18 protein-coding genes are annotated in these 22,682 nt (G+C 60.0%); 10 read left to right on the top strand and 8 right to left on the bottom strand.

Annotated elements, in window-relative coordinates:
- Positions 1–7 precede the first annotated feature (7 nt).
- Together speB and KGA97_RS00955 are read right to left on the bottom strand one after the other, a co-directional pair.
- Positions 8–967, bottom strand: a complete 960-nt coding sequence (speB, locus tag KGA97_RS00950) for an agmatinase (protein ID WP_223451649.1) — start codon at positions 965–967, stop codon at positions 8–10.
- Between the two features lie 21 nt (positions 968–988).
- A complete protein-coding gene (locus tag KGA97_RS00955; RefSeq protein ID WP_223480060.1) occupies positions 989–2,080 on the bottom strand; it encodes a polyamine ABC transporter substrate-binding protein in 1,092 nt (363 codons plus the stop codon).
- A 101-nt stretch (positions 2,081–2,181) separates the two neighbouring features.
- Between KGA97_RS00955 and KGA97_RS00960 the strand changes: the two genes are divergently transcribed.
- Positions 2,182–3,075, top strand: a complete 894-nt coding sequence (locus tag KGA97_RS00960) for a LysR family transcriptional regulator (protein WP_008036661.1) — start codon at positions 2,182–2,184, stop codon at positions 3,073–3,075.
- 191 nt (positions 3,076–3,266) lie between these two features.
- The gene (locus KGA97_RS00965) at positions 3,267–4,700 is read left to right on the top strand and encodes a nucleobase:cation symporter-2 family protein (protein WP_008036659.1); all 1,434 of its coding nucleotides are present in this window, start codon (positions 3,267–3,269) and stop codon (positions 4,698–4,700) included.
- A gap of 102 nt (positions 4,701–4,802) precedes the next feature.
- Here KGA97_RS00965 and KGA97_RS00970 read toward each other — a convergent pair whose 3' ends face one another.
- The gene (locus tag KGA97_RS00970) at positions 4,803–5,723 is read right to left on the bottom strand and encodes a carbon-nitrogen hydrolase family protein (RefSeq protein ID WP_008029947.1); all 921 of its coding nucleotides are present in this window, start codon (positions 5,721–5,723) and stop codon (positions 4,803–4,805) included.
- A gap of 84 nt (positions 5,724–5,807) precedes the next feature.
- On the opposite strand from KGA97_RS00970, the gene KGA97_RS00975 reads away from it, so the two are divergent.
- Positions 5,808–6,716, top strand: a complete 909-nt coding sequence (locus KGA97_RS00975) for a LysR family transcriptional regulator (RefSeq protein ID WP_223480061.1) — start codon at positions 5,808–5,810, stop codon at positions 6,714–6,716.
- An 8-nt stretch (positions 6,717–6,724) separates the two neighbouring features.
- Here KGA97_RS00975 and KGA97_RS00980 read toward each other — a convergent pair whose 3' ends face one another.
- Entirely contained in the window at positions 6,725–6,976 is a 252-nt protein-coding gene (locus KGA97_RS00980; protein WP_007937833.1) for a hypothetical protein, read from the bottom strand.
- 165 nt (positions 6,977–7,141) lie between these two features.
- Here KGA97_RS00980 and KGA97_RS00985 point away from each other — a divergent pair, with 165 nt between their 5' ends.
- Positions 7,142–7,459 carry a YqjD family protein gene (locus KGA97_RS00985; RefSeq protein ID WP_192227086.1) on the top strand — a complete coding sequence of 106 codons (318 nt, stop codon included), beginning with the start codon at positions 7,142–7,144 and terminating at the stop codon, positions 7,457–7,459.
- 139 nt (positions 7,460–7,598) lie between these two features.
- On the opposite strand, the gene KGA97_RS00990 is transcribed toward KGA97_RS00985, so the two are convergent.
- Positions 7,599–8,639: an Ldh family oxidoreductase gene (locus KGA97_RS00990; RefSeq protein ID WP_192416258.1), complete on the bottom strand. Its 1,041-nt coding sequence runs from the start codon at positions 8,637–8,639 to the stop codon at positions 7,599–7,601.
- A gap of 183 nt (positions 8,640–8,822) precedes the next feature.
- Here KGA97_RS00990 and KGA97_RS00995 point away from each other — a divergent pair, with 183 nt between their 5' ends.
- Together KGA97_RS00995 and KGA97_RS01000 are read left to right on the top strand one after the other, a co-directional pair.
- Positions 8,823–13,679 (top strand): dermonecrotic toxin domain-containing protein, encoded by a 4,857-nt coding sequence (locus KGA97_RS00995; protein ID WP_223480062.1) that lies wholly within the window; start codon positions 8,823–8,825, stop codon positions 13,677–13,679.
- Between the two features lie 97 nt (positions 13,680–13,776).
- Positions 13,777–14,778: a FecR family protein gene (locus KGA97_RS01000; RefSeq protein ID WP_223480063.1), complete on the top strand. Its 1,002-nt coding sequence runs from the start codon at positions 13,777–13,779 to the stop codon at positions 14,776–14,778.
- Between the two features lie 55 nt (positions 14,779–14,833).
- Here the strand turns inward: KGA97_RS01000 and KGA97_RS01005 are convergent, their stop codons facing one another.
- The gene (locus KGA97_RS01005) at positions 14,834–17,182 is read right to left on the bottom strand and encodes an acylase (RefSeq protein WP_223480064.1); all 2,349 of its coding nucleotides are present in this window, start codon (positions 17,180–17,182) and stop codon (positions 14,834–14,836) included.
- Positions 17,183–17,381: 199 nt separating this feature from the next.
- Here KGA97_RS01005 and KGA97_RS01010 point away from each other — a divergent pair, with 199 nt between their 5' ends.
- Positions 17,382–17,753: a fe2+ zn2+ uptake regulation protein gene (locus KGA97_RS01010; protein WP_192227081.1), complete on the top strand. Its 372-nt coding sequence runs from the start codon at positions 17,382–17,384 to the stop codon at positions 17,751–17,753.
- A gap of 19 nt (positions 17,754–17,772) precedes the next feature.
- Here the strand turns inward: KGA97_RS01010 and KGA97_RS01015 are convergent, their stop codons facing one another.
- Positions 17,773–17,961 (bottom strand): hypothetical protein, encoded by a 189-nt coding sequence (locus KGA97_RS01015; protein ID WP_008024801.1) that lies wholly within the window; start codon positions 17,959–17,961, stop codon positions 17,773–17,775.
- 182 nt (positions 17,962–18,143) lie between these two features.
- Here KGA97_RS01015 and KGA97_RS01020 point away from each other — a divergent pair, with 182 nt between their 5' ends.
- On the top strand, positions 18,144–18,284 hold the full coding sequence (locus tag KGA97_RS01020) for a hypothetical protein (protein WP_008024803.1): 141 nt from the start codon (positions 18,144–18,146) through the stop codon (positions 18,282–18,284).
- Between the two features lie 6 nt (positions 18,285–18,290).
- Here the strand turns inward: KGA97_RS01020 and KGA97_RS01025 are convergent, their stop codons facing one another.
- Positions 18,291–19,217, bottom strand: coding sequence for a LysR family transcriptional regulator (locus KGA97_RS01025; protein ID WP_223480065.1), 927 nt, complete (start codon positions 19,215–19,217; stop codon positions 18,291–18,293).
- Between the two features lie 118 nt (positions 19,218–19,335).
- On the opposite strand from KGA97_RS01025, the gene KGA97_RS01030 reads away from it, so the two are divergent.
- Both KGA97_RS01030 and KGA97_RS01035 read left to right on the top strand, forming a co-directional pair.
- Positions 19,336–20,331: an aldo/keto reductase gene (locus KGA97_RS01030; RefSeq protein WP_008024806.1), complete on the top strand. Its 996-nt coding sequence runs from the start codon at positions 19,336–19,338 to the stop codon at positions 20,329–20,331.
- 179 nt (positions 20,332–20,510) lie between these two features.
- On the top strand, positions 20,511–22,502 hold the full coding sequence (locus KGA97_RS01035; RefSeq protein ID WP_223480066.1) for a methyl-accepting chemotaxis protein: 1,992 nt from the start codon (positions 20,511–20,513) through the stop codon (positions 22,500–22,502).
- Positions 22,503–22,682: the final 180 nt, after the last annotated feature.

The following is a 22,682-nucleotide window of genomic DNA, read 5'->3' on the forward strand; positions in this document are numbered from 1 at the left end:
ATCCGTACTACCGATCGACCTTATGCTTCGCCGCATAAAGACACAGCATCTCCATCGCCAATGTCGCCGCCGCCAGTGAGGTAATGTCCGCACTGTCGTAGGCCGGCGCCACTTCCACCACGTCCATCCCCACCAGATTGATCCCGCGCAAGCCGCCGAGGATTTCCAGCGCCTGGACCGTGCTCAAACCGCCACACACCGGTGTGCCGGTGCCGGGTGCAAACGCTGGGTCGAGGCAATCGATGTCGAACGTCAGGTAAACCGGGTTGTCGCCGACCCGTGCGCGAATCGCTTCGACAATCGCGTCCACCCCACGCCGATGCACTTGCCGCGCATCCAGCACCTGAAAGCCCTGAGGATCGTCATTGGTGGTGCGCAAACCGATCTGCACCGAGCGCGACGGGTCCACCAGACCTTCCTTGGCCGCGTGCCAGAACATCGTGCCGTGATCGACGCGCTTGCCCTCTTCATCCGGCCAGGTGTCGCTGTGCGCGTCGAAGTGAATCAACGACAGCGCCCCATGTTTACGGGCATGCGCCTTGAGCAGCGGGTAACTGATGAAGTGATCGCCGCCGAACGTCAGCATCGCGCAACCGGCATTCAGAATATGCTCGGCGTGGGCTTCAATGCTTTCCGGCACCGAATGCGGCGAGCCGTAATCGAAGTCGCAATCTCCGTAGTCGATCACCGCCAGATGATCGAACGGGTCGAACGTCCATGGCCAATGCCGCTCCCAGGCGATCCCGGTGGACGCCGCACGAATGCCACGCGGTCCGAAACGCGCGCCGGGACGGTTGCTGGTGGCGGTATCGAACGGCACGCCGCTGACGGCCACGTCGACACCGCGCAAGTCGCGGCTGTACCGGCGACGCATGAAACTGGTGATACCGGCGTAGGTACTTTCGGCGGCAGTCCCGTAGAGACTGTCGCGGGTCATGGCCTGATCGTTTTGCACTGGGACGTCCATCAGGTGCTCCTTCTTGTTTATTTACTGGCGGCTACGGAAAGTGGTCCACAAACGGGTGCGCTGACGCATGTCCTTGAGGCTCATGCTGCGGTCGGCGTACAACCGCTCGCGCACATCGGCGAGGGGGTAAATGTCGGGATCGCTGCGTACCGCCTCATCCACCAGCGGTGTGGCGGCCTGGTTGGCGGTGGCAAAGAACAGCGTGTTGGTCAGCGCCGCCACGGATTCGGGACGCAACATGAACTCGATAAAGGCGCGGGCGGCTTCGGGGTGCGGCGCGTCCTTGGGGATGGCCAGGTTGTCCTGCCAGACCAGCGTGCCTTCCTTGGGAATCCGGTACGCCACTTCATACGGTTTGTTGGCCTTGCGCGCCTGATCGGCGGCCATGCTCGCGTCACCGTTGTAGGTCAAGGCCAGGCAGACGCTGCCGTTGGCCAGGTCGTTGATTTGCCGGCCACTGGCGACATACAGCACATTCGGCTGCAACTGATGCAATAACGCCTCGGCGGCTGACAGATCAGACTTGTCGGTGCTGTAGGGATCTTTACCGAGGTAGTGCAGCGCCAGGCCGATCACTTCCTGCGGCGAATCGATGATCGCCACGCCGCAATCTTTCAGCTTGCTGGCGTATTCGGGTTTGAACAGCAAGTCGAGGCTGTTGAGCGGCACATCCGGCAAGCGCTTTTTCACCGCATCCACATTCATCCCGAGTCCGAGCGTGCCCCAGGTGTACGGCACGCCGTAGCGGTTGCCGGGATCGACCGCGGCGAGTTTTTCCAGCAAATCCGGATCGAGGTTGGCGTAGCCCTTGAGGCCTTCGTGGGGAATAGCCTTCAACGCACCGGCTGCCAACCCCCGCGCCAGCACGCTGGACGACGGCACCACCACGTCATAGCCGCTGCCGCCGGTGAGCAACTTGGTTTCCAGGACTTCCGAGGAATCGAACGTGTCGTAGCGCACGTGAATGCCGGTTTCCTGCTCGAAGCGCTGCAAGGTTTCCGGGGCCACGTAATCGGCCCAACTGTAAAGATTGACGACCTTCTCCTCGGCATGGGCCGACACGGAGGCGGCAAGGAACAGCGCGGGTAAACACAGCTTGAATAGAGGAGCCATGACGAACACCTGACCAGAGGAAGTGGCCCCAGCATGCGTCGTCGGATACATTGGAAAAATACCAAGTCAGTTACCCTGACTTTATTGCGGAGTAATGTTTGATGCTCGGCCAGCTTCACGATGTGGATCTGCAATTGCTGCGCCTGTTCGTCAGCGTGGTGGAATGCGGCGGTTTCAGCGCGGCACAGGGGGAACTGGGCCTGAGCCAGTCGAGCATCAGCCAGCAAATGGCCAGGCTTGAAACCCGGCTCGGCTATCGGCTGTGCAGTCGCGGCAAGGGCGGATTCAGGATCACCCCCAAAGGCGAACAACTGTTGACCGCGACACGCGGACTGTTCGAATCCATTGAAGCGTTCCGTCATCAATCCAATGGCGTGGCCGGTCGGCTGATCGGCGAGGTGCGCCTGGGGCTGTCCGAAGCCGTGGATCAATCGGTGCTGCAACGGGTGGCCGAGGCGATCCGGCGCTTTCGTGAACGCGATGAGTCGGTGCGCATCGAACTGATCAGCGCCATGCCCGGCGAGATGGAGCGCTTGCTGCTGCAACAACGGCTGGACCTGGCGATCGGCTATTTTTCACAGGTGCAGAGCGCGTTTGACTACCGCGAACTGTTCACGGAAACCCAGCACTTGTATTGCGCCGCCGGCCATCCGCTGTTCACCGACGAGGCGCCGGACGATCAAGCGTTGCAGGCGTGCGACCGGGTGGATCACCCTTACCGTTTTTTGCGCAGCGACGAACCCTTTCAGGGCAAACGGTGCTCGGCGCGCTCGGAACAGGTCGAAGGCACCCTCGCCTTCATTCTGTCCGGCAAGCATGTCGGTTACCTGCCCAGCCACTTTGCCCGCAGTTGGGAAGACAAAGGATTGCTCAGGGCTGTGCGCCGCAGCGACATGAGTTTCGACGTGGCATTCCACCTCGCCCGCCACCGTGCGCAGGTGCCGGGGGATGCGCAGAAAGCCTTTGAAGAAGATCTGCTCGCCGCGTTCCCCTGAAGAACACAACAACCCCCTGTAGGAGTGAGCCTGCTCGCGATGGCGGTGGATCAGTCGACATTTATATTGACTGATCCACCGCCATCGCGAGCAGGCTCGCTCCCACAAGGGTTTTGTGTAAGTCGATGAATTTTCTGGCATCCTGCGCCTCCATTTTCTGACCCGGCCCGCCTTTCGGCACGCAAACCACCATGACCGCCTCTGAAAAAGCCCCTGCCCCGCGCCACAACGACCTGATCTACGGCCTCGACGACCGCCCGCATCTGACCGCCACCGTCTTCGCCGCCCTGCAACACGTCCTCGCCAGCTTCGTCGGCATCATCACCCCGACCCTGATCATGGGCAGCGCCCTCGGCCTGCAAAGCGAAATCCCCTATCTGATCAGCATGGCGTTGTTTGTCTCGGGGCTGGGCACCTTCGTCCAGGCGCGCAAGTTCGGCCCGATCGGTTCCGGTTTGCTGTGTCTGCAAGGCACTAGTTTCTCGTTCATCAGTGTGATCCTCAGCGCCGGTTTCATGGTCAAGGCCCGCGGCGGCGGCACTGATGAGATCCTTTCGACAATCTTTGGCGTGTGCTTTTTCGCCGCGTTCATCGAAGTGGTGTTGAGCCAGTTCATCGGCAAATTGCGGATGCTGATCACGCCGGTGGTAACCGGGACGATCATCACGCTGATGGGGTTGTCGCTGATCAAAGTCGCCATGACCGATATCGCCGGCGGCTTCGGTGCGACGGATCTCGGCGCCGCCAGTCATCTGGCGTTGGCTGCGTTGGTGCTGGGCACCATCGTTGTGCTGAACCGTGTTGATGTGCCGTTCCTGCGCCTCGGCGCCATCGTGATCGGCCTGACCCTCGGTTATCTCGTGGCATGGCTCATGGGCCACGTGGATTTCGGCAGCATGCCCGACGTACCGCTGATGAGCGTGCCGGTGCCGTTCAAGTACGGTTTCAACTTCGACTGGGTGGCGTTCGTGCCGGTGGCGGTGATTTTCCTCGTGTCGCCGCTGGAGGCTGCCGGTGACCTGACGGCCAACTCGATGATTTCCCGGCAGCCGGTCAAAGGCCCGATCTACATTCGCCGGATCAAATCCGGCCTGCTCGCCGACGGCCTCAACTCGGCCATGGCGGCGGTGTTCAACAGCATGCCGATGGTGACCTTCGCGCAGAACAACGGCGTGATTCAACTGACCGGCGTGGCCAGCCGCTACGTGGCGTTTTTCATTGCTGGTCTGTTGGTGGTGCTGGGGCTGTTCCCGATGATCGGCGCGGTGCTGCAACTGATGCCGAAACCGGTGCTCGGCGGCGCTGAACTGGTGATGTTCGGCACCGTTGCAGTAGCCGGGATCAAGATCCTCGCCGAAGCCGGCCTGCATCGGCGCAACATGCTGATCGTGGCGATTTCCCTCGGCATGGGCCTGGGGGTGGCAGCCGTGCCGGAGGTATTGCGCGAACTGCCCAAGGCGCTGCATAACATCTTTGAATCGCCGATTACCGTCGGCGCGTTGTGCGCTATCGTGCTGAACATCTTCCTGCCTGAGGAATTCATCGAGCTGGAAGAAGACGATTTCGATCCGGAAGCCTCGATCCTCCAGGTCATGGAAAACCCGGATGTCCCGGCCAAAGGTTAGCCCGCCGTTCTGTAGGAGCCGGCTTGCTGGCGAAAGCGGCCTAATAATCAACGCAAGTCTCAAGGCCGCCATCGCCAGCAAGCCGGCTCCTACAGGGGGGTGTCAGAGGAAGCGGACACCGGGTTTGGCGCGTTCATCCACGGTCAACTCAAACACATCCGGGCGCGCGTAGTGGCCGACGACGTCGTAGTCGTAACGCGCGCGGATCAGGTCGTCGGTGTCGATTTCGGCGGTGAGCAGGCCGCGCTCACCGCGCAGCGGCCCGGCCAGAATGTCGCCCATTGGGCCAACGATTACGCTGCCGCCGGCAATCAACGGCCGGTCCGCCGGCCAGTTGGCGATCTCCACGCCCAGGGCTTGCGGCGAGTCCTGAACCTGACAGGCACTGACCACAAAGCAGCGCCCTTCATGGGCGATATGGCGCATGCTCACCTGCCACATCTCCCGCTCGTCCACCGTGGGTGCGCACCACACCTCCACACCTTTGGCGTACATGGCGGTGCGCAGCAGCGGCATCATGTTTTCCCAGCACACCACCGCGCCGATCCGCCCGACCTGGCTGTCGATCACCGGTAACGTCGAGCCATCGCCCTTGCCCCAGATCAGCCGTTCGGTGCCCGTGGGCATCAGTTTTCGGTGTTTGGCGACCAGTCCGGCCTGCGGATCGAAATACAACGCGGTGCAATACAAAGTACTGCCGGCGCGTTCGATGACGCCAATCACCAGATTGGCCCCGGTGCGCGCCGACAACCCGGCCAGCGCTTCGGTTTCTACGCCCGGGACGTCGATGGCATTGGCGAAATACCGGGCAAATGCTTCTCGACCTTCCGGCAGGCGATAACCCAGTTGCGTGCCGAACCCCTCGCCTTTCGGGTAACCACCGAGCAACGCTTCGGGCATGACCACCAGCGCCGCGCCGGCTTCAAGGATGGCGTTTTCGTAAGAGAGGATTTGCTCCAGGGTCTCGGCCTTGCCGCCGGGCAGTGCGCCGATTTGCAGTGCAGCAACGATTGACTTGGGCATCGCGGTCACTCCGTTCATATCAGGTGTTGCTCATTCTCAGCCGCTACCGGATCATGAATAAAGCCCCGTTCGCTGCTGAATGATATGAACACCATGAATATCGCCACCGTCGATCTCAACCTGCTCAAAGTCTTCGAAGCCTTGCATGAGGAGTCCAGCGCCAGCCGTGCAGCGTTGCGTCTGGGCGTCACGCAGTCGGCGGTCAGCGCGGCGTTGCGCCGACTGCGCGAGGTGTATGGCGATCAGTTGTTTGTGCGCACCGGCCGAGGTCTGGCACCGACGCTCAAGGCCAATCAGTTGAAACCGGTGGTCAGCGACGCGCTGAACAAATGCCGACAAAGCCTGGCGATGGTCGATCCGGCCGCCCATCACTACGAAGGGCGTTCGGTCACGGTGGGCATGTCGGATGATTTCGAAATTGCCTACGGCCGCCGCTTGATCGAAGAGATCGCCCGTTGCGCGCCGAAGTTACGGCTGATCTTCCGCCAGACCCACAGCCAGATCGTCGCCCACGCGTTGATGGAGCGCAGCATCGACCTGGCGGTCACGGCCGGCGGGTTTGCCGAACGGTTGCTGAGTCGTCAGGTATTGGGGGAAGGCGATTATCTGTGTCTGGTTGACCCGAAGAGCCTGGCCGCAGGACAGCAAACCATCGACCTTGAGGAGTTCGTCACCCGTGAACATATTCTGGTGTCATCGGGTGGTTTTATCGGGATCACCGACGAAGGGTTGGCCGCGTTGGGCCTGAGCCGGCGGGTATGCGCTTCGACCACGCATTTCGCGGCGTTGCCGCATCTGCTCAAGGGCAGTCAGGCGGTGGCGACCATCCCGGCACATGCCGCCCGAAGCATCGCCGCACTCAGCGCGTTGACGTTGCTGCCCTGCCCGTTGGCATTGCCGCGTTACCCGATCGAACTGGGCTGGCGTACCAGCACGCAGCTCGATCCGGTGGTGTTGAAAGTGCGTGAGGCAATTGTCGCGATTTTTGCGTGAAGCCGGCCTTATTTGGCCGCCATCAACCGATTGACTTCACTGCGCACCATGTTGGCGAATTCCGGAGGCGACATGCCGTCGAGTTCGGAACGGACCCACTCGGCCCATTTGCCTTTGCGCTTGGCGCGTTCGCCGAACAAGCGTGCGGCCTCGCCTTTGGCTTTGCCCAGGTTGTTCTGCCAGAGTTCGAACAGACGGGATTTCTCGTCTTCAAGCGCTGCGCGCTCGGCAAGGGGTTTGTCGGCCAGATTGAAGCTCATGGGGAGTTACCTGCTGCGTAAATAGGCGACATCTTACACTGTAGGAAGAAATGTCCTGCGCAGGATTTTTCTACAGTAGGGCCTGCGCAGGTAAAATCGCTGCAACTTTTTCAATCGCCGCAGACTCCATTGTTCACTGCCCACTCACCTGCAAGGAGTATCCCAATGGCTCGGAAAACCGCCGCACAAGCCGCCGAAGACCAAATCAAGGATCAAGCGTTCAGCGAGCTTCAGGCGCTGATCGAAGAGTCGGAAAAATTGCTGAAAAGCAGTGCCTCGCTGGTCGGTGAGGAAGCGGACACGCTCCGTGGGCAAATCGCCCAGAAACTCCAGCAGGCGCGGGACTCGGTAACCCGCGTTCGTGACCGGACCCTGCCTGCGGTCGAAGCGACAGAAATCTATATCGGCGGTCATCCGTGGCAAACCGTGGCGATTTCCGCTGGTTTCGGTTTGGTTGTCGGGTTGTTGCTGGGCCGTCGTTAAGCCCGCGATAACACGTATTGAAATACGGTCACTGTAGGAGCCGGCTTGCCGGCGATAGCGGTCGATCAGCCAACATCTATATCGGCTGATCCGCCGCCATCGCCGGCAAGCCGGCTCCTACAAAGTCCGTGTTTTGACGCTAGATTCCGGCTAGTTCGCGCAGATTCGCCAGCGTATCCGCATCCAGCTGAATACCATCAGCGTTGGACTTGGCGCGCTGATGATGGCGGCGATCACCCGGCAACCGTTTGAGCCCCACACCGTGCATCTGCCGCACCAGTTCCTGGCTGCGCTCAGCAAAACTCTGCCCGGCGGCCTTGCTCGGATCGATCACGATCAACAGTTGGCCGGTCCATGGCGTCTTGGCGCCAGGGTGGTTTTTCCAGTCGAATTCGAAGGAGAAATTGCCGCCGGTCAACGCCGCCGCCAACAGCTCCACCATCATCGACAACGCCGAACCTTTATGGCCGCCAAACGGCAGCAATGCCCCACCCTCCAGAATCGCTTTCGGGTCCTGGGTTGGCTGACCGAGGCCGTCCACGCCCATGCCCGCGGGCAAGCGCTCACCCTTGCGTGCGGCGATCTGCACATCGCCATGGGCGATGGCGCTGGTGGCCAGGTCGAAGACAATCGGATCGCCGTCCGCACGCGGAGCGGCGAAGGCAATCGGGTTGGTACCGAACAGCGGGCGATCGGCGCCGTGCGGCACCACGCAGGTCATGCTGTTGACCACGCTCAACGCCACCAGCCCTTCATAGGCGAACGGCTCGACATCCGGCCACAACGCCGCGAAGTGATGGGAATTGCGAATCGCCAACACCGCGATCCCGGCGCTGCGGGCCTTCTCTACCAGCAAGGCGCGTGCGGCGGCGAGCGCCGGTTGGGCGAAGCCATTGCCGGCGTCGACCCGGACAAAACCCGACGCCACGTCTTCAACCACCGGCACGGCCTGGCCATTGACCCAGCCGCTTTTCAGCGTTGATACGTAACCGGGAATGCGGAACACGCCATGACTGTGGGCGCCATCGCGTTCGGCACCGGCGCAGTTGAGGGCCAGTGCCCTGGCGACTTCGGCGGAGGTGCCGTGACGAACGAAAATGCGTTCGAGCAAAAGGACGAGAGAATCAAAATCCAGGGTTGAGTTGGCCGAACTGACTGCCATTTCAGGCGAAGCGGTCATCTGAAGCTCCAGTGTTATTTTTAGAGGCGGGCGACAGGTCGATTAAGCGCTTTTTTACCGGCTTCCTGTCAAGTCTCTCGCGCAAGCAATATGTACCGCACCCCGCCTTTTCCCGCCCCCTATTGTTGCCCCTCGACCCAACGAACTGCGCTGAACACCGTCGCAGTCCATCGAGGAAACATCATGACGACACCTGCACTGCCGTATTTTTTTGACGAAGCCTTGGCTGCATCCACTGCCGGGTTACTCGGCGAACGGGAAACCGCGCTGGGCTTTACCCTGGACGATCTGAACTGGTTGAACACGGTTTACAAGCCGACCCAGGCAGCCCGCAAAACCCATGAAAAACCGATGCAGGCCTTCCAGTTGCTGCTGTCTTTGCCCGGCAAGGCCGGCATTCCATTGGCCGGTGCCTTTGCCATGAGCCGGCCCAATAATGGCGCGGTCACGCTCTTCACACCGTGCAAAGGCTTGGTCAAATTCGCGGGCATGGCCGACCTCAAAAGCAAACTCAAAGAATGGTTGGCGCAGGCCACTGAAAAAAGTGAGCTGTTGCGCTTCCACTCCATCGAACAACGCCTGCCCTTGGCCGCCGCCGCTGCACTCGATATTTCCACTCAGGAAATCGAAGGCGCGGTATTCGAAGACCAGGAACTCACGCTCAAGCAACAGCAGGAACAAAACCTCAAGGCGATGGCGGACGAGTTGGTCAAGATGCCCACCTTGCAATCAATGCTGGACGAGGTCCTCAAGCACGCGTTGTCCAAGCCATTCCCCAAACTGGACCAGCGTCTGACGCGGCTGAACAGTTTTGTCAGTACGGGTTCTGCGTTTGATCAACGTGGAACGCCCCATGGGATTGCAACGATGTCACTGAGCGAGGCCCTCCTGCATTTTTACCTGACGAATCAGTGGCCGACGGGCGCCTCCAGGGTGTTTACCCATCCCGAGCACGCCACCGGCAGCAATGCCGACAACCAGACCTGGGAAAGCGCGGTAAAAAAAATCGCGCAAGGTTTTACGCCTCACCTGCACAGCCTGCTCGAGACCTTCTGGGACTCGCTCATGAGCAATGGCTTGTCGCGCCGGGCTTTTTTCACCGAGGGCCTGCAAGACACTTTTCACGCAAGGCTGTTAAACCAGCACCAGCAGGGCACTTTGACGACAGAGCAATACCTGCGACTGATGAATGTCAGCCTCCCCCCGGCCACGGTCGATCCCCTTCGCATCGAAAAAGTGCGGTTCACCGCCCCCTTCAAACAATTCGCAGAGCTTGCCTCGACCTTGATGATCGGCGGCGCGAACACGCTGGGTTTCCTGTACAGCCCGTCCCGCGGCATCGAGGCCACAAGCAACCTGCCAGCAGTGAAAAAAATCGCCCTGCAAATGCTCAACAGCGCAGAGCATGAAGACACGCTGCTCAAGTTCATGTCATTGAACGAACGCTGCACGTTTCTTGGACTGGTACTGAACGATCGGGTGATCGTCGGTGAACCCATCGTCGGCCCGGTGTTTGCAAGCGTGATGACTGACATCATTGATAAACAACGGCAAAACCTCAGCCATGCCTTGAGCCGTTACCGTGAAAGCGAAGGCACGCTGGACCCTCACGCCTTGCTCGACAATGCCCTGGACGTCCGGGCATTGATCGATCCCCGCTTGCTGCTGCCTGAAGCCGTGGGACGCTGGAGCACTCGACCGGACCATGGCGTGAATGCGCGGCCGGCCACCGTGCGCGCCGAGTCGGCCAAACAGGAGCTGTCGCTGCTGAGCTCGGTCGAACAGGCGCTTGATCAAGTCCTTGAAAACCACCCGGTCATTCCCACAACAACCCGCACGTTCGCCGCGGCGCAAAGCCTCGTCAGTTCATCATTGGCAGGTTTGAAATCGAGTTTTACCCACACACTGTCAACGGCACTGCGCAGTGAATTGAAGCTTCGCGCCGTCTCGCGCACCCTGGGTGCGGCGGAACAGGCGATCATCAAAACCGTGCTCGATACGCCTACAAGCGCGGACCGAGCGGCATTGAACGGCTTTTTACCGGAGGTCTTTTCCCTGGCGTTGAAGGCCGGCACCGCGGCAACCCCACTGAAACTGGCCAGCTGTTTTGTCCTGACTGAACGGGGCGGCCTGGATCCGCTGCACTCAGGCAAGGCCATTCTGTGGACGCCGGCACTGGGATTTGAAGCCTTCAAGGCACTGACGCCGCTAAAGGAAGAGCTCGAACGACGCCTTAAAGACAAGAATCATCGTTCCATGCTGCTGGAAAACCTCGGCCATAGCGAGCGAGTGCCAGACAGGGCCTACACACTGGCGCCGCTGCAACAGGTCCATGGGCATTTTCTCGACAGTGTGCAAAGGCCCTTTGTTGATCTGGACCAGACCTTCGTCACCCGCGCGCTGACCACCCCGCTCTCCCCCGCGCCGCGGGCCAGTCTGCTGAACCTGGTGGCCCTGCGTGAGCCGATGACCGGGCTAAGTCGCGCGAGCGACATTGCCCAGTCCCTGATCACCCAGCAAAAACTACCAGCCTGGCTGGCCAAGGCGCCAATCAAGGACTTGATCCTGCATGGCGAATTGCTTCAGCAATATCTGCACAACGTCAAAGACGACGAGGACTACCTCACCGGCATCCGATCATTGAAGAAAACTACCCACCATGAACTGGAAAAACAACTCAAGGCCGACACGTTCAACATCAATCCGGACAAGGTCCAGGTCGAGATCAGCGCCAGCCCCTGGTCTGCGTCCAGCAAACAGACCCTGACCGATTTTGCGCTGGCTCACCTCAAGGACCTGGACACTGTCTCGCTCAAACTGACGTCGCTGGACACCACGGTCATTCCGGAGGGCATGGACGAACGCTACATCAAAGACCTGATACTCAACCTGAAACCGGGTGAGCGTCAGCAGAAAATACTCAGTGCGGCCCTCGCAGACACCGAGGCAAACGCGATTCACAGGCAGCGTTTTTACACGCAACTGCCCTGGCAACTGATGCACCACGCTCACACGGAAAAACTGCAGGAGCGCCTGAGCGAAACGGGGTTTGACCTGATCCGCCAGGTCATGGACATGCCAGACGCCATCGCCCGTGCAGCCGTCGATGGCGCCCACGCGATCATCCGGCCCCTGGAGTTCCTCGGTGTCAGGAGCGGACAATCCGTCAAAGTGCCGGGCGTCTATCTGATCGGTTCATCGGCCGACAGCACGGCGCCGCAGGTGCTTGTCGCCCCTCACAGTCCACGGCACGGGATCAAGGAATACCAAAGCGAAACCCAGCTGCTGGCAGAACTGAAGACCCGCGGTGCACTGCTCGATTGGGTCCTCATGAACCTGCCGCAACCCGAGCGGATCTTGCTCGAAACCCGAATGGCAACGCGCAGTAACCGGGCTACAAGAGCCGCACCTGTGGCAACGGACAATACCGATGCCGACGTCAAGCTGGCGTCCAACCCGATCAAGGGGCACCTGTTCGGGCACTTGTTCCATGAAAATGCCGCGTTGTTGGGCCGGTTGCTCGGTTGTCAGTCCGATAACCAAAAGCAGAGTGCATGGGCAACCATCAAACATGTTCTGGGCGAGGACCTGCACGAGGCGTATTCATTTTTCATGGGCAAGCTCGCCTACCCCGTCACGGTGTACCACAGCTACCTTGACATCAAACAATCCGCCGAAGACCTGCAAACGCACAAATGGGGTGCGGCCCTCAGGGAATTCATCAGCGGCATTGCTCAACTCGCTTCGTTGCGCCAATCACTGGAAACCCACGCGCCGCCGACTTCCACGCCAGCCGAACCGGCACCGGAAAAAACCGATGCCCGCTGTAAATGGCAGGACATCAAGGTGACCGCCCCCGAACGCACAGGCTTGAAGCGTCATGAAAGCCTCCACGTCGACCTGGGTTCGCTCAAGCCCGACTCAACGCCTGGGCTCTACGCGCACCCGACGACCAAGCAACTTTACGGGCCGGTGGAAGGCAAAGTGTTTCCGGTGACCAAACGCGGCACCCGCTGGCGTATTGCCGACTCAAAGGCGCTTGGCCCTTACCTACGGCAAAACGAATCGAAACAATGGGTGCTCGACCGGGATGCACCGAAGCCGCAGTTCGGCCTTCTCCGTCGGCTGGATACTCTGGCAGCGGCTTGGGAGGGCATGAACATCGACGCCCATGGAATGCGACAGATACGACGTTTTTACCCGCACAAGGCTCGGCAGATCGACCAGGCGCTGGACCAGGCAACGAGCTATGCCTGGAACAGTTTTCAAAACCTGCAATTGCTGAAGAACGCCGATAACACGAACACCCCTGTGCATCAACTCATCAAGCGCTTCCTTGATGTGCCAGAGGTGTTGCCAGCGCATGTGGAAAAACTTGAAAAGGTCGTGGGCGACATGTTTACCGCGTTGTTGGACCCTACGCTCAGAAAGGCCAAGTCCGATCGTTTTGTCGTCGGCCGGGTAAACGATGGCGCCGACAGTACATTCGGCCTCACCATCCCGAATGACACCGAGAAGAAAATCTATCTGGCAGAAAAATTCTTCGATCCCGGTTTCGAGCATTACCGCCAATACCTTACCGACACGGCCTTCCCGATCCACACGCATGCCCGGGCGATAACGCTCCTGCATGAGCTTTCACACCTTGTTTGTAATACCGAGGACATTTCCTACCTTGACCCTGGCAGACCTTTCGCCGACCTGATCGGCACGGCAAGCGCGACCGCCACTGATCTCAAGAATGCATTGACCGATGCTCAGGACACCGCACTGTCACTCAAGACACCTTACACACAATTGTTCATGACCCAGGATGCCGACACCGGCGTGTGGGAAGACCCGGGAAGTACGACTTATGAAAACACTGACCGGGTAAAAGCCCAACTTTTGACGTTGACCGGTGCAGAAAACCTGAGCGGTGCTCGCGAGACCTTCAAAAGGAACTCACTGACCCGGCTGGCGGTACAACTTGGAAATGCCGACAGCGTGGCCTGGTTAATCAGTCATCTCGGCCGCGAGTTACACGTCAATACACCTTGAGTCCAGAAAATAAACAGCCGTTTGATGGGTAAATGCCATGACGGCTGTTCTCGCAGACTGCCCTCAAGGTTAGAATGCAGGAAATCAGGATGAGTCAATGACCGACACCCCTCTCTCGCAAGCCCAATATGACGCCATCACCGATGCCGCTGCGCACTGGTGCATGCGTTTGCACGCCACCGACTGCACGGCTGAGGAACGGCAAGCATTCGAACAGTGGCTTGACGCTGATCCACTGCATGCGTTCGAGTACGAGGCCATGCTGGAGATTTGGGATGTCGCGGGAGATTTGCCTCGTCCCGAAGCCGTCATGCCCGTCGCTCGCCTCCAACCCACAACGCCTTGGCGCACGTTCGGCATCGCTGCCGCCGTGTGCGCCCTGGCGTTGCCGCTGGCGGCTTTTAGCGGGTGGAGCCTGGGCTGGATTCCCAACTCGTACCAGCATTTCGAAGCCAGCAATACGGTCCGCCAGGTCACATTGAGCGATGGCAGCCAGGTCGAACTGAACCTTGGCACCGAGCTGACCTACAGCAATTACAAGGATCAGCGCCGCGTCAGACTGGAAAAAGGCGAAGCTTTCTTCAGAGTCAGCCACGACGCAAACCACCCGTTTATCGTTCGGGCGGCGGAAGGCAGAATCCGGGTCACCGGCACCCAGTTCAATGTCTGGATGTACGAGGATCAGGTGCGCGTCAACCTGATCGAAGGTTCGGTTCTGGTCAGCAGCAACAATGACCTGCCAGGTGATGGCCTGCGGCTTGAGCCATCGATGCAGGCGCGCTACAAACACGGCGACTTCACGCCGCAAATCAGCCAGACCTACGCCAACGACAGCTCGCTGGCCTGGCGTCACGGCAAACTGGTGCTCGATAACCTGGCGTTGTCCGAAGCCCTGCCATTGATCAATCGCTACCTGAACACCCCGGTGATGGTCGCCGACAGCAGCACCGGCTCAATCCGCCTCGGTGGCATCTACAACATCAAGGAACTCAACAGCCTTGTGGCGACGCTGCCCAAGGTGTTGCCGGTCTACCTGACCCGCAACAAGGAAGGCAATCCGGTCCTCAATTCCATGCCGCAGCAACCGCCTAAAAGCTGAAGGCCGCAACCCTTGCGGGGTGCGGCCTTCTTTCTGAACGCAAACTCTGTTCGATTTACTGTTTGGCCACCTTCGCGGCTTTTTCATCCTGCTCGCGTATTGTCTGTGTCTGGTACTGCGGGTCCGAAGTGATCTGCTGTTCGGTGAACGGCAACACACTCAACTGTTTCTTCGAGAAGGCCAACGTCTGGTCATTGGCGTGCTTTGAGGCCGGGTCGCTGGACAACGAAAACGCCAACAGCCCTTTGGCCCGCGGTCCCTTGTCGTCGAACGTCACCACTTGCAAATAGCTGGTGCCACTGACCACTTCACGTTTGCCGTCGGTTCTCGGCACGCTCTGAATCGCGTTATACACGCCCAGGGTGCCCGGTCCGCCGTGAATCGGCGTCTGCTGGCCACCGCTGCTGACCACCTGGATATCGCCCCAGCGGCTGTTCGTCTTGAGCCCCGATGTGTTGACCGATTCCACCGACGCCAGCATCGCCTCGCGCACAGCCTTGGCAACTTCCACCCGCTCGACCGCCAGGCCGCGAGGCGTGTGTTGCGGGTCTTTCGGATCAAACACCACACGCCAGACATCGGGCGCTTCCTGTAGCGCTTCCATGACATTCTGGAAATGTACGAATCCCACGCCGCTGTCCAGATTCGCGCTGCGGTCCCAGGCTTTCAGACTGGCACACAGCGGCGTGAGCGTCGGCGCGTCGGCGCCCAGGTCTTCAGCGCAGAATTTCAACAAATCAGGCATCACTTGAGTCGCCTGGTACACCTGATCGTCCATCACCATCTGTTGCAGATCAGCGGCAGCAATCGGGCCAGCCTTGTTCAGTGTGCCCAGGCGATCCAGCGCAAAACGTGAGCGCAGGCCCAACGGCTGGCTGTCCTGGCTGATCAGTGGCGAGAAACCCGTGAGCGGTTGTGCCGGGTTGGCCATCCACGCCGAATCGTTGGAGTGCTGCACAAAGTCCTTGCGCAACAGCTGCGGTAATGTGTCCGACGCATAAATGCCTTTTTGCGCCGCCGCCGGGTCGATGTCCCAGGCACAGGCGCTGTTGGAACCGTCGAGCACGATCATCTGCAACCCGGCCCGTGGATCGCTGCACGCGGCCAGTTTGTCGACACTGACGTTCGGCACCACCGACAGGTTCATGTACAGCGTCTGCCCCTGATCGTCCGCCGCTAGGGTGTTGACCCACGGGATGCCCTGGATCTTGTGAACCGATGCCTGCAATTCCTTGAGGCTGACCGCACGATTCATCGCGTACCACTGCTGCAACACCCGGTCGTTATCGAGGTTGGCATCGCGCAGGCTGTAGGCGAACTGGTTATCCCAGTCCAGTTTTCCCGGCCATTGCACGATCGGGCCGAATTGCGAGCTGTAGACCACGCGAGAGACCGACCGGGTCTGGCCGTCAGGCTGTTTCACCTTCACGGTCACGGTCTGCTGCTTCATCGGCAGCGACTTGCCGTCGAGCAAATAGCGGGACGGGTCCTTCGGATCGAGTTGCAGGCGATACAGGGTGAAATGCTTGGACGAGTCCACGGTGTGGGTCCAGGCCAGGTGTTGGTTGAAGCCGATGTTGATCATCGGCAGACCGGGCAGCGCGGCGCCCATCACATCAAGTTTACCGGGGATGGTCAGGTGCATCTGATAAAAGCGCATCCCGCCGACCCACGGAAAATGCGGATTGGCCAACAACATGCCACGGCCATTGAAGGAGCGTTCACTGCCCACCGCGACTGCGTTGCTGCCGCGATCCAGCGCGAAGCGTTGAATGCGCGCAGCGGCTAGCTGGAACTGCGCCGAGGCCTGCGTATTCTGCGCGACCGCTTTGGGCGGCGTGGCACCGGCCAGCGCTTCGGCAAACTGCCCGACGCCGCCTTCGACCAACAGCCGCCGGGTCAACTTGACCAGGTCCTGCGCGGTGATGTCCCGCACCCATTCGCCCTGGCATTGCTGCGGCAAACCTTGCGCGCGACGTTCCGCCAGCGAGCGGTTGTAACCGGCCACATACCCTTCAATGAGGTCGCGGACTTCCGGCGTTTGCGCCTGCCAGAACGCAGCGACCGCTTGCGGCGTATTCAACCAGTTGAAAAACACGTCGCTGACCTGATTTTCGCGCTCCTCGACCGTGAACTGCTCCGGGCCGAAATAACGTGAACGCTCGCCGTTCACCGTGGTGATCTCATTGGCCAGCAGGCACAGATTGTCCTGCGCGTACGCGTAGCCGATGCCGTAGCCGAGGCCACGTTCGTTGTCGGCACGAATATGCGGCACGCCGAAGCTGGTCCGGCGGATATCGGCCGTCGCCGAAGCATCCGGCTGGCTGCGCGCGTGTGCCGCAAGACTCAAGCCCACCAACACGGCGGCAAGGCTCAATCGGGTTAACTGCCTGGTAATAATCACACTCGCTCCTACAGGAACGAAATCCATGACAAAAATTTAGGCCGCCGGAGGGCGTTTCTGCGGGGGTTTACAAGCTTCTGACGTGATGGCAACAAAATTTCTACATCTGATCCTTCATGATTTGGGTGGCTCGTACGTCTTATTGAGTAAGAGCACCCAACACATCTTTCCGGTTCAGGCTCTGAAAAGGAGATTTTGCATGTACAACTCGCAACTGCCAACGGACGGTAGCACTGCGCCAATGGGCACTTCCATGGGCTCGGGCCTGTTCAATCCGCGTACTGAACGACACAGCAACGAACGGATCCGGGTACTGCTCAAGAGCTTCGGCCTGCGCACCAGCCTGATCCGCCTGAAAGTCATCGACGCCTTGCTGACCGCCGCCGAAAGCGATCGCAGCCTGGGTGTGCGCGGCGTCCACAGTCACCTGCTGGACCTGGATATTCCGCTGTCCTTTCTCAGTGTGCGCGAAGTGTTGAAACGCTTGTGCAGCGAAGGCGTGATCACCCTGAACCCGGACAAAAGCTACAGCTTGCACCCGCAGGCGTTCGCCGCATTGCACGGCGAATAACCTGCCCGTGGTGCGTCGCTCAGGGCTTGACCTTGCGACGCATCACGCCATTGATCACCACCACGATCACCGCCACGCCAATAGCGATGTACTGGAACAGTTTTTCGCTGATGACCCCGGCATTCTGCAAATACGAAAGGCCAAACATGATCCCCAGCACCACCAGGGAGATCAGAATCGAGTATTTCAAACGTTGCGACTGGGTCATTGCCCTTTTCCTTAAACAAAAAGCTAAAACGTAAGGCGAACCTGAAAATGTATCGGGTTTGTATCCGAATGCATGCCAAGCCACTACCGTTTTCCGGGGATGGGGCGCTGCAAACGGGGTCTCATGTTACAGCCGATGAAGCCTTTTGGCTGCATAGCGGCGATAACCATGAGGATTTTGAAATGTTCCGTCGAATCACACTGCTGATTCCCCTGCTGGCCATACTTTCCCTGAGCGGCTGCATTATTTTCCCCCACGGCGGATGGCACGGCGGCCACCATTACGACGGCCGTGGCGGACCGGGTTACTACCAACACCGTTAGGATTTTTCAGCGGCCTGAATGCTCTTTGACAAAGCCATTTCCCGGCTGCGCGCAAAGCTCAACCATCCAGTCGACAAACACCCGTACCCGCCGCGACAGCTGACGGTGAGGAGGATAGAGCGCCGCCAACGGCATCCCCGGTGGCGGCACCTCCCTCAGCACCTCGACCAGATTGCCCTCCTTCAATTGCCTGGCTACGTGATAGTACGGGGTCTGGACCAATCCATACCCCGCCTCACACGCCGCCAGATAACCGTCGGCACTGTTGACCGCCACATGTTTGGACAAATTGATCGGTTGTATCTCGCCATCGACCACAAACTCCAGCCCGAAACGTTTGCCGCTGTGACTGGAAACGTATTCCACCATTTCATGCCCCTCCAGATCGCCCAGGCACTGCGGCGTTCCGTGGCGTTGCAGATAACCGGGGCTGGCGCAGGTGACCTGATCCAGCATGACCAGCGGCCGCGCCACCAGAGAGTCGTCCAGTGACGAACCGCCCCGGAGCACGCAATCGACGCCTTCGCGAATCAGGTCCACGGGCCGGTCATTCAAACCGATTTCCAGCTCGATCAAGGGATAGCGGGCCGTGAACTGCGGCAAGGCCGGGATCACGATCAGACGCCCCACCCCCGCCGGCATATCCACGCGCAATAAGCCCTTGGGGTTTTGACGCGCGGCGGAGAACACCGCTTCGGTTTCCTCCAGATCCGCCAGCAAACGCACGCAACGCGGGTAATACGCTGCCCCGTCGAGCGTCAGGCTGATCTGCCGCGTGGTGCGTTGCAGCAGCTGCACGCCCAGATGCGCCTCCAGCTGTTTGATCAGAATGGTCACCGAGGCGCGGGGCAATTGCAGGCTGTCTGCCGCTTTGGCAAAGCCTCCCAGCTCGACGATCCGGGTGAATACGCGCATGGCGTTGAATCGATCCATTGTGCAGTCGTACCGGCTGATTATTTAGAAATTACTAATAGTGATAGCAGTTTTAGCTGGTTTATCTGGATTCTGTCGAGGTTAACAATGGGATCCACATTCACAGGGAGCTGATTTCATGCAAACACGTCAATTGGGTAAAAACGGTCCGCAGGTCAGCGCGATCGGTCTGGGCTGCATGGGCATGACCGATTTCTACACCACCGGCACGGACACCCGGGAAGCCACGGCCACCCTGCATCGCGCGCTGGAGCTGGGCATCAACCTGCTCGACACCGCCGACATGTACGGCCCGCACACCAACGAAGAACTGATCGGCAAAGCCATCGCCGGCAAGCGTGATCAAGTGTTCCTGGCGAGCAAGTTCGGCATCGTCCGCGATCCGGCGAACCCTTCCGCCAGAGGGGTCGACGGACGCCCGGAATACATCCGCGCCTCTATCGACGGCACCCTCAAGCGGCTCGGCGTCGAAACCCTCGACTTGTACTACCAGCACCGCATCGACCCGCAAGTGGCCATCGAGGAAACCGTCGGCGCCATGGCCGAACTGGTCAAGGCCGGCAAGGTGCGTTACCTGGGCTTGAGCGAAGCCTCGGCCGCGACGCTGGAGCGGGCGCACCAGGTTCATCCGATCAGCGCGCTGCAAAGCGAATATTCGTTATGGAGCCGGGATCAGGAAGACAATGGCTGCCTGGCCGCGTGTCAGCGACTGGGCATTGCCTTTGTCCCTTACAGCCCGCTGGGTCGGGGCTTTCTGACGGGCGCACTGAAAAGCCCGGACGACTTTGCGGCAGACGACTACCGTCGGTTCAGCCCGCGTTTTCAGGGTGACAACTTCGCGAAAAACCTGCTGCTGGTGCGGCAAGTGCAGGACCTGGCGGCGGAAAAAGGCGTGACGGCGGGTCAACTCGCATTGGCGTGGGTGCTGGCCCAGGGTGATTACGTGATCCCGATCCCCGGGACCAAACAGCGTAAATACCTGGAAGAAAACGTGGCAGCGCTGGAAATCAAACTTGGCCGCGAAGAGTTGCACGCGCTGGAAGCGATCTTCCCGGCGAATGCCACCGCCGGCTTGCGTTACCCGGAAGAAATCCTGAAGTTGCTCGACCGTTAACCTGCGTCCGGCCCGTTCAATTGCCTGAACGGGCCGGCGCAATCCCGCCGTCCGTCACCTCCCTCCGTTCTTGTACGATCGTACCTAAAGCTCAACTTGAGCCAGCCGATAGCCCTTTGAAGCGTCCAGTTTCATACCGATACCCACAATAAGATCGCTGCTCAAAAGGACCCGGCCCCATGCCCGCATTCCGCACTATTCAGGCTCGCTACACGCTGTTTCTGGTCCTGTTCATTCTGCTGCTGTCCATTCTCACCGTGGTTGGCATCAGCCAACTGGTCGCGCCAAAGCTGCGCCACACCGAAGAACAAGTCGCGCTCAATCGCATCGCCGAAGTCGCCGAACAAATCCAGGGCGAACTGAACAAGGTTCAGGCGCAACAGCGCAGTATCACCCAGACCATCCCCTTGCTCGACAGCGCCGCCATCGACACGGTCCTGCCGGGGCTGGTCGATCAGTACGGCGAACTGAAAGTCTTCGGTGGCGGCATCTGGCCCCTGCCCGGCCAGCGTGAAGCAGGGCGCAACAAGTTCAGCACGTTCTGGCATCGTGATGCCTCGGGCAAACTGGCGGTCAATACCTTCTGGAACAGCGACGCCGCGCCTAACTATTACGACCAGAGCTGGTACAAGGGCGGCATGCAAACCCCACGCGGGCAATGCGCCTGGGCAGCGGCCTATAAAGATGATGCCAGCGCCGAGCCGCGCACCAACTGCGCCATGGCGATCCAGAAAAACGGCGCCGCCTACGGCGTGTCGACCATCGACGTGACCCTGGGTTTCTTCAACGACCTGGTGGCGCGCAAGGAAAAAGACCTCGGTGCCGAAATGCTCATCGTCGAGGCCGACGGCAAGATCATCAGCAACAGCTCGCGCATCAGCGGACCGATCGTACTGAAGAACATCAGCGAACTGGCCGGCAACTCACCTTTCGCCAGCCAAGTGAAGGCCGGCCTGCAAAACCGTGATCAGGCGCAGCGCGTCGAGTTCGACAACAAAGGCGAAGCCAGCACCTTCTTCATGCGCCCTATCGAAGGCACGCCGTGGTTCCTCGCCACCGCCCTGCCGACCAAGCTGATCACCGCCCAGCGCGACGATGTGCTCAGCACACTGAGCCTGCTGCAAATCCCGATGGTGATCCTGCTGGCGCTGCTGCAAATCTATGCGATCCGCCAACTGATCCAGCGCATGAAAGCCCTGAAGGCCAATATCGACGCACTGTCCGCCGGTGACGCCGACCTGACCAAACGCATCACCATTCGTGCCGAAGACGAGCTGGGCGCCATTGGCCACTCGGTCAACGCGTTCATCGCTTACCTGCAAAACATGATCGGCGAAGTCACCCAGGCCACGGGCGCCATGGCGTCCAGCCTCGACAACCTGCAACGCACCTCTGCGCATACCAGCCAGATTCTGGTGCGCCACGCTTCGGAAACCGATCAGACCGTCACCGCCATTACCGAAATGAGTTCGACCGCCGAAAGCGTGGCGCAGAACGCCGCCGAAACCGCCGCTTTCACTCAACGCGCCAACGAAAACGCCGACCGTTCGCGGGTCGTGGTGGGTGAAGCGTCCAGCAGTGTGATTGCGTTGATCGACGAAGTCGCCAGTGCCACCCATAAAGTCGAAAGCATGCAGCAGGACGCCCAGCGCATCACCGAAATCCTCGGGGTGATCGGCGCCATCGCCGGCCAGACCAACCTGCTGGCCCTTAACGCGGCCATTGAAGCGGCACGTGCCGGTGAGCAAGGTCGCGGTTTTGCGGTGGTGGCCGACGAAGTCCGCGCCCTCGCCGCTCGCACCCAGGCCAGCACCTCGGAAATCAACGAGATGCTCACGCGCCTGACCCAAGGCGTCAGTTCGTCGGTCAGCGCCATGGAAAACACCCAGGCCAGCTGCCAGTCAGCGGCCGATGCCACGGCGCGGGTCAATACCGGGCTGGACGAAATGGCCGGTTCCGTCAGCCACATCAACAGCCTGAGCACCCAGATCGCCACGGCCGCCGAACAGCAAAGTGCGGTGACGGAGGAGATCAACCGCAGCATGGTGCAGATCCGCCACATGGTGGATGAACTGGTGAAGAGCGGTCAGGCCAGTGAGCTCAATACCCGGCAGTTGCTGGAAGCCAACTCACGTGTCAGCGCGATCATGGGACGGTTCAAAGTCCGCTGATTGGCTGTAAGGCTTTTGTGTGCATATCCATTGTTTTGGTGATGGCTGATATGGGTTTCGCCCTTACGGCGAGTCACTTGGAAAAGCCCCAAGTAACCAAGGGCTCTTGCCCCTTTCGTTCGGTGCCTCGCTGTGGCTCGGCATGCCCTCGCTCCGGTCCTGCTCCGTGGGCCCGCCGCC

Source organism: Pseudomonas sp. BF-B-15 (assembly GCF_019946675.1).
Taxonomy (GTDB): Bacteria; Pseudomonadota; Gammaproteobacteria; order Pseudomonadales; family Pseudomonadaceae; genus Aquipseudomonas; species Aquipseudomonas migulae.

Coding starts and splice junctions, on each gene's coding strand:
- speB (WP_223451649.1), bottom strand. CDS start 967: ATGGACGTCCCAGTGCAAAACGATCAGGCCATGACCCGCGACAGTCTC.
- KGA97_RS00955 (WP_223480060.1), bottom strand. CDS start 2,080: ATGGCTCCTCTATTCAAGCTGTGTTTACCCGCGCTGTTCCTTGCCGCC.
- KGA97_RS00960 (WP_008036661.1), top strand. CDS start 2,182: ATGCTCGGCCAGCTTCACGATGTGGATCTGCAATTGCTGCGCCTGTTC.
- KGA97_RS00965 (WP_008036659.1), top strand. CDS start 3,267: ATGACCGCCTCTGAAAAAGCCCCTGCCCCGCGCCACAACGACCTGATC.
- KGA97_RS00970 (WP_008029947.1), bottom strand. CDS start 5,723: ATGCCCAAGTCAATCGTTGCTGCACTGCAAATCGGCGCACTGCCCGGC.
- KGA97_RS00975 (WP_223480061.1), top strand. CDS start 5,808: ATGAACACCATGAATATCGCCACCGTCGATCTCAACCTGCTCAAAGTC.
- KGA97_RS00980 (WP_007937833.1), bottom strand. CDS start 6,976: ATGAGCTTCAATCTGGCCGACAAACCCCTTGCCGAGCGCGCAGCGCTT.
- KGA97_RS00985 (WP_192227086.1), top strand. CDS start 7,142: ATGGCTCGGAAAACCGCCGCACAAGCCGCCGAAGACCAAATCAAGGAT.
- KGA97_RS00990 (WP_192416258.1), bottom strand. CDS start 8,639: ATGACCGCTTCGCCTGAAATGGCAGTCAGTTCGGCCAACTCAACCCTG.
- KGA97_RS00995 (WP_223480062.1), top strand. CDS start 8,823: ATGACGACACCTGCACTGCCGTATTTTTTTGACGAAGCCTTGGCTGCA.
- KGA97_RS01000 (WP_223480063.1), top strand. CDS start 13,777: ATGACCGACACCCCTCTCTCGCAAGCCCAATATGACGCCATCACCGAT.
- KGA97_RS01010 (WP_192227081.1), top strand. CDS start 17,382: ATGTACAACTCGCAACTGCCAACGGACGGTAGCACTGCGCCAATGGGC.
- KGA97_RS01015 (WP_008024801.1), bottom strand. CDS start 17,961: ATGACCCAGTCGCAACGTTTGAAATACTCGATTCTGATCTCCCTGGTG.
- KGA97_RS01020 (WP_008024803.1), top strand. CDS start 18,144: ATGTTCCGTCGAATCACACTGCTGATTCCCCTGCTGGCCATACTTTCC.
- KGA97_RS01025 (WP_223480065.1), bottom strand. CDS start 19,217: ATGGATCGATTCAACGCCATGCGCGTATTCACCCGGATCGTCGAGCTG.
- KGA97_RS01030 (WP_008024806.1), top strand. CDS start 19,336: ATGCAAACACGTCAATTGGGTAAAAACGGTCCGCAGGTCAGCGCGATC.
- KGA97_RS01035 (WP_223480066.1), top strand. CDS start 20,511: ATGCCCGCATTCCGCACTATTCAGGCTCGCTACACGCTGTTTCTGGTC.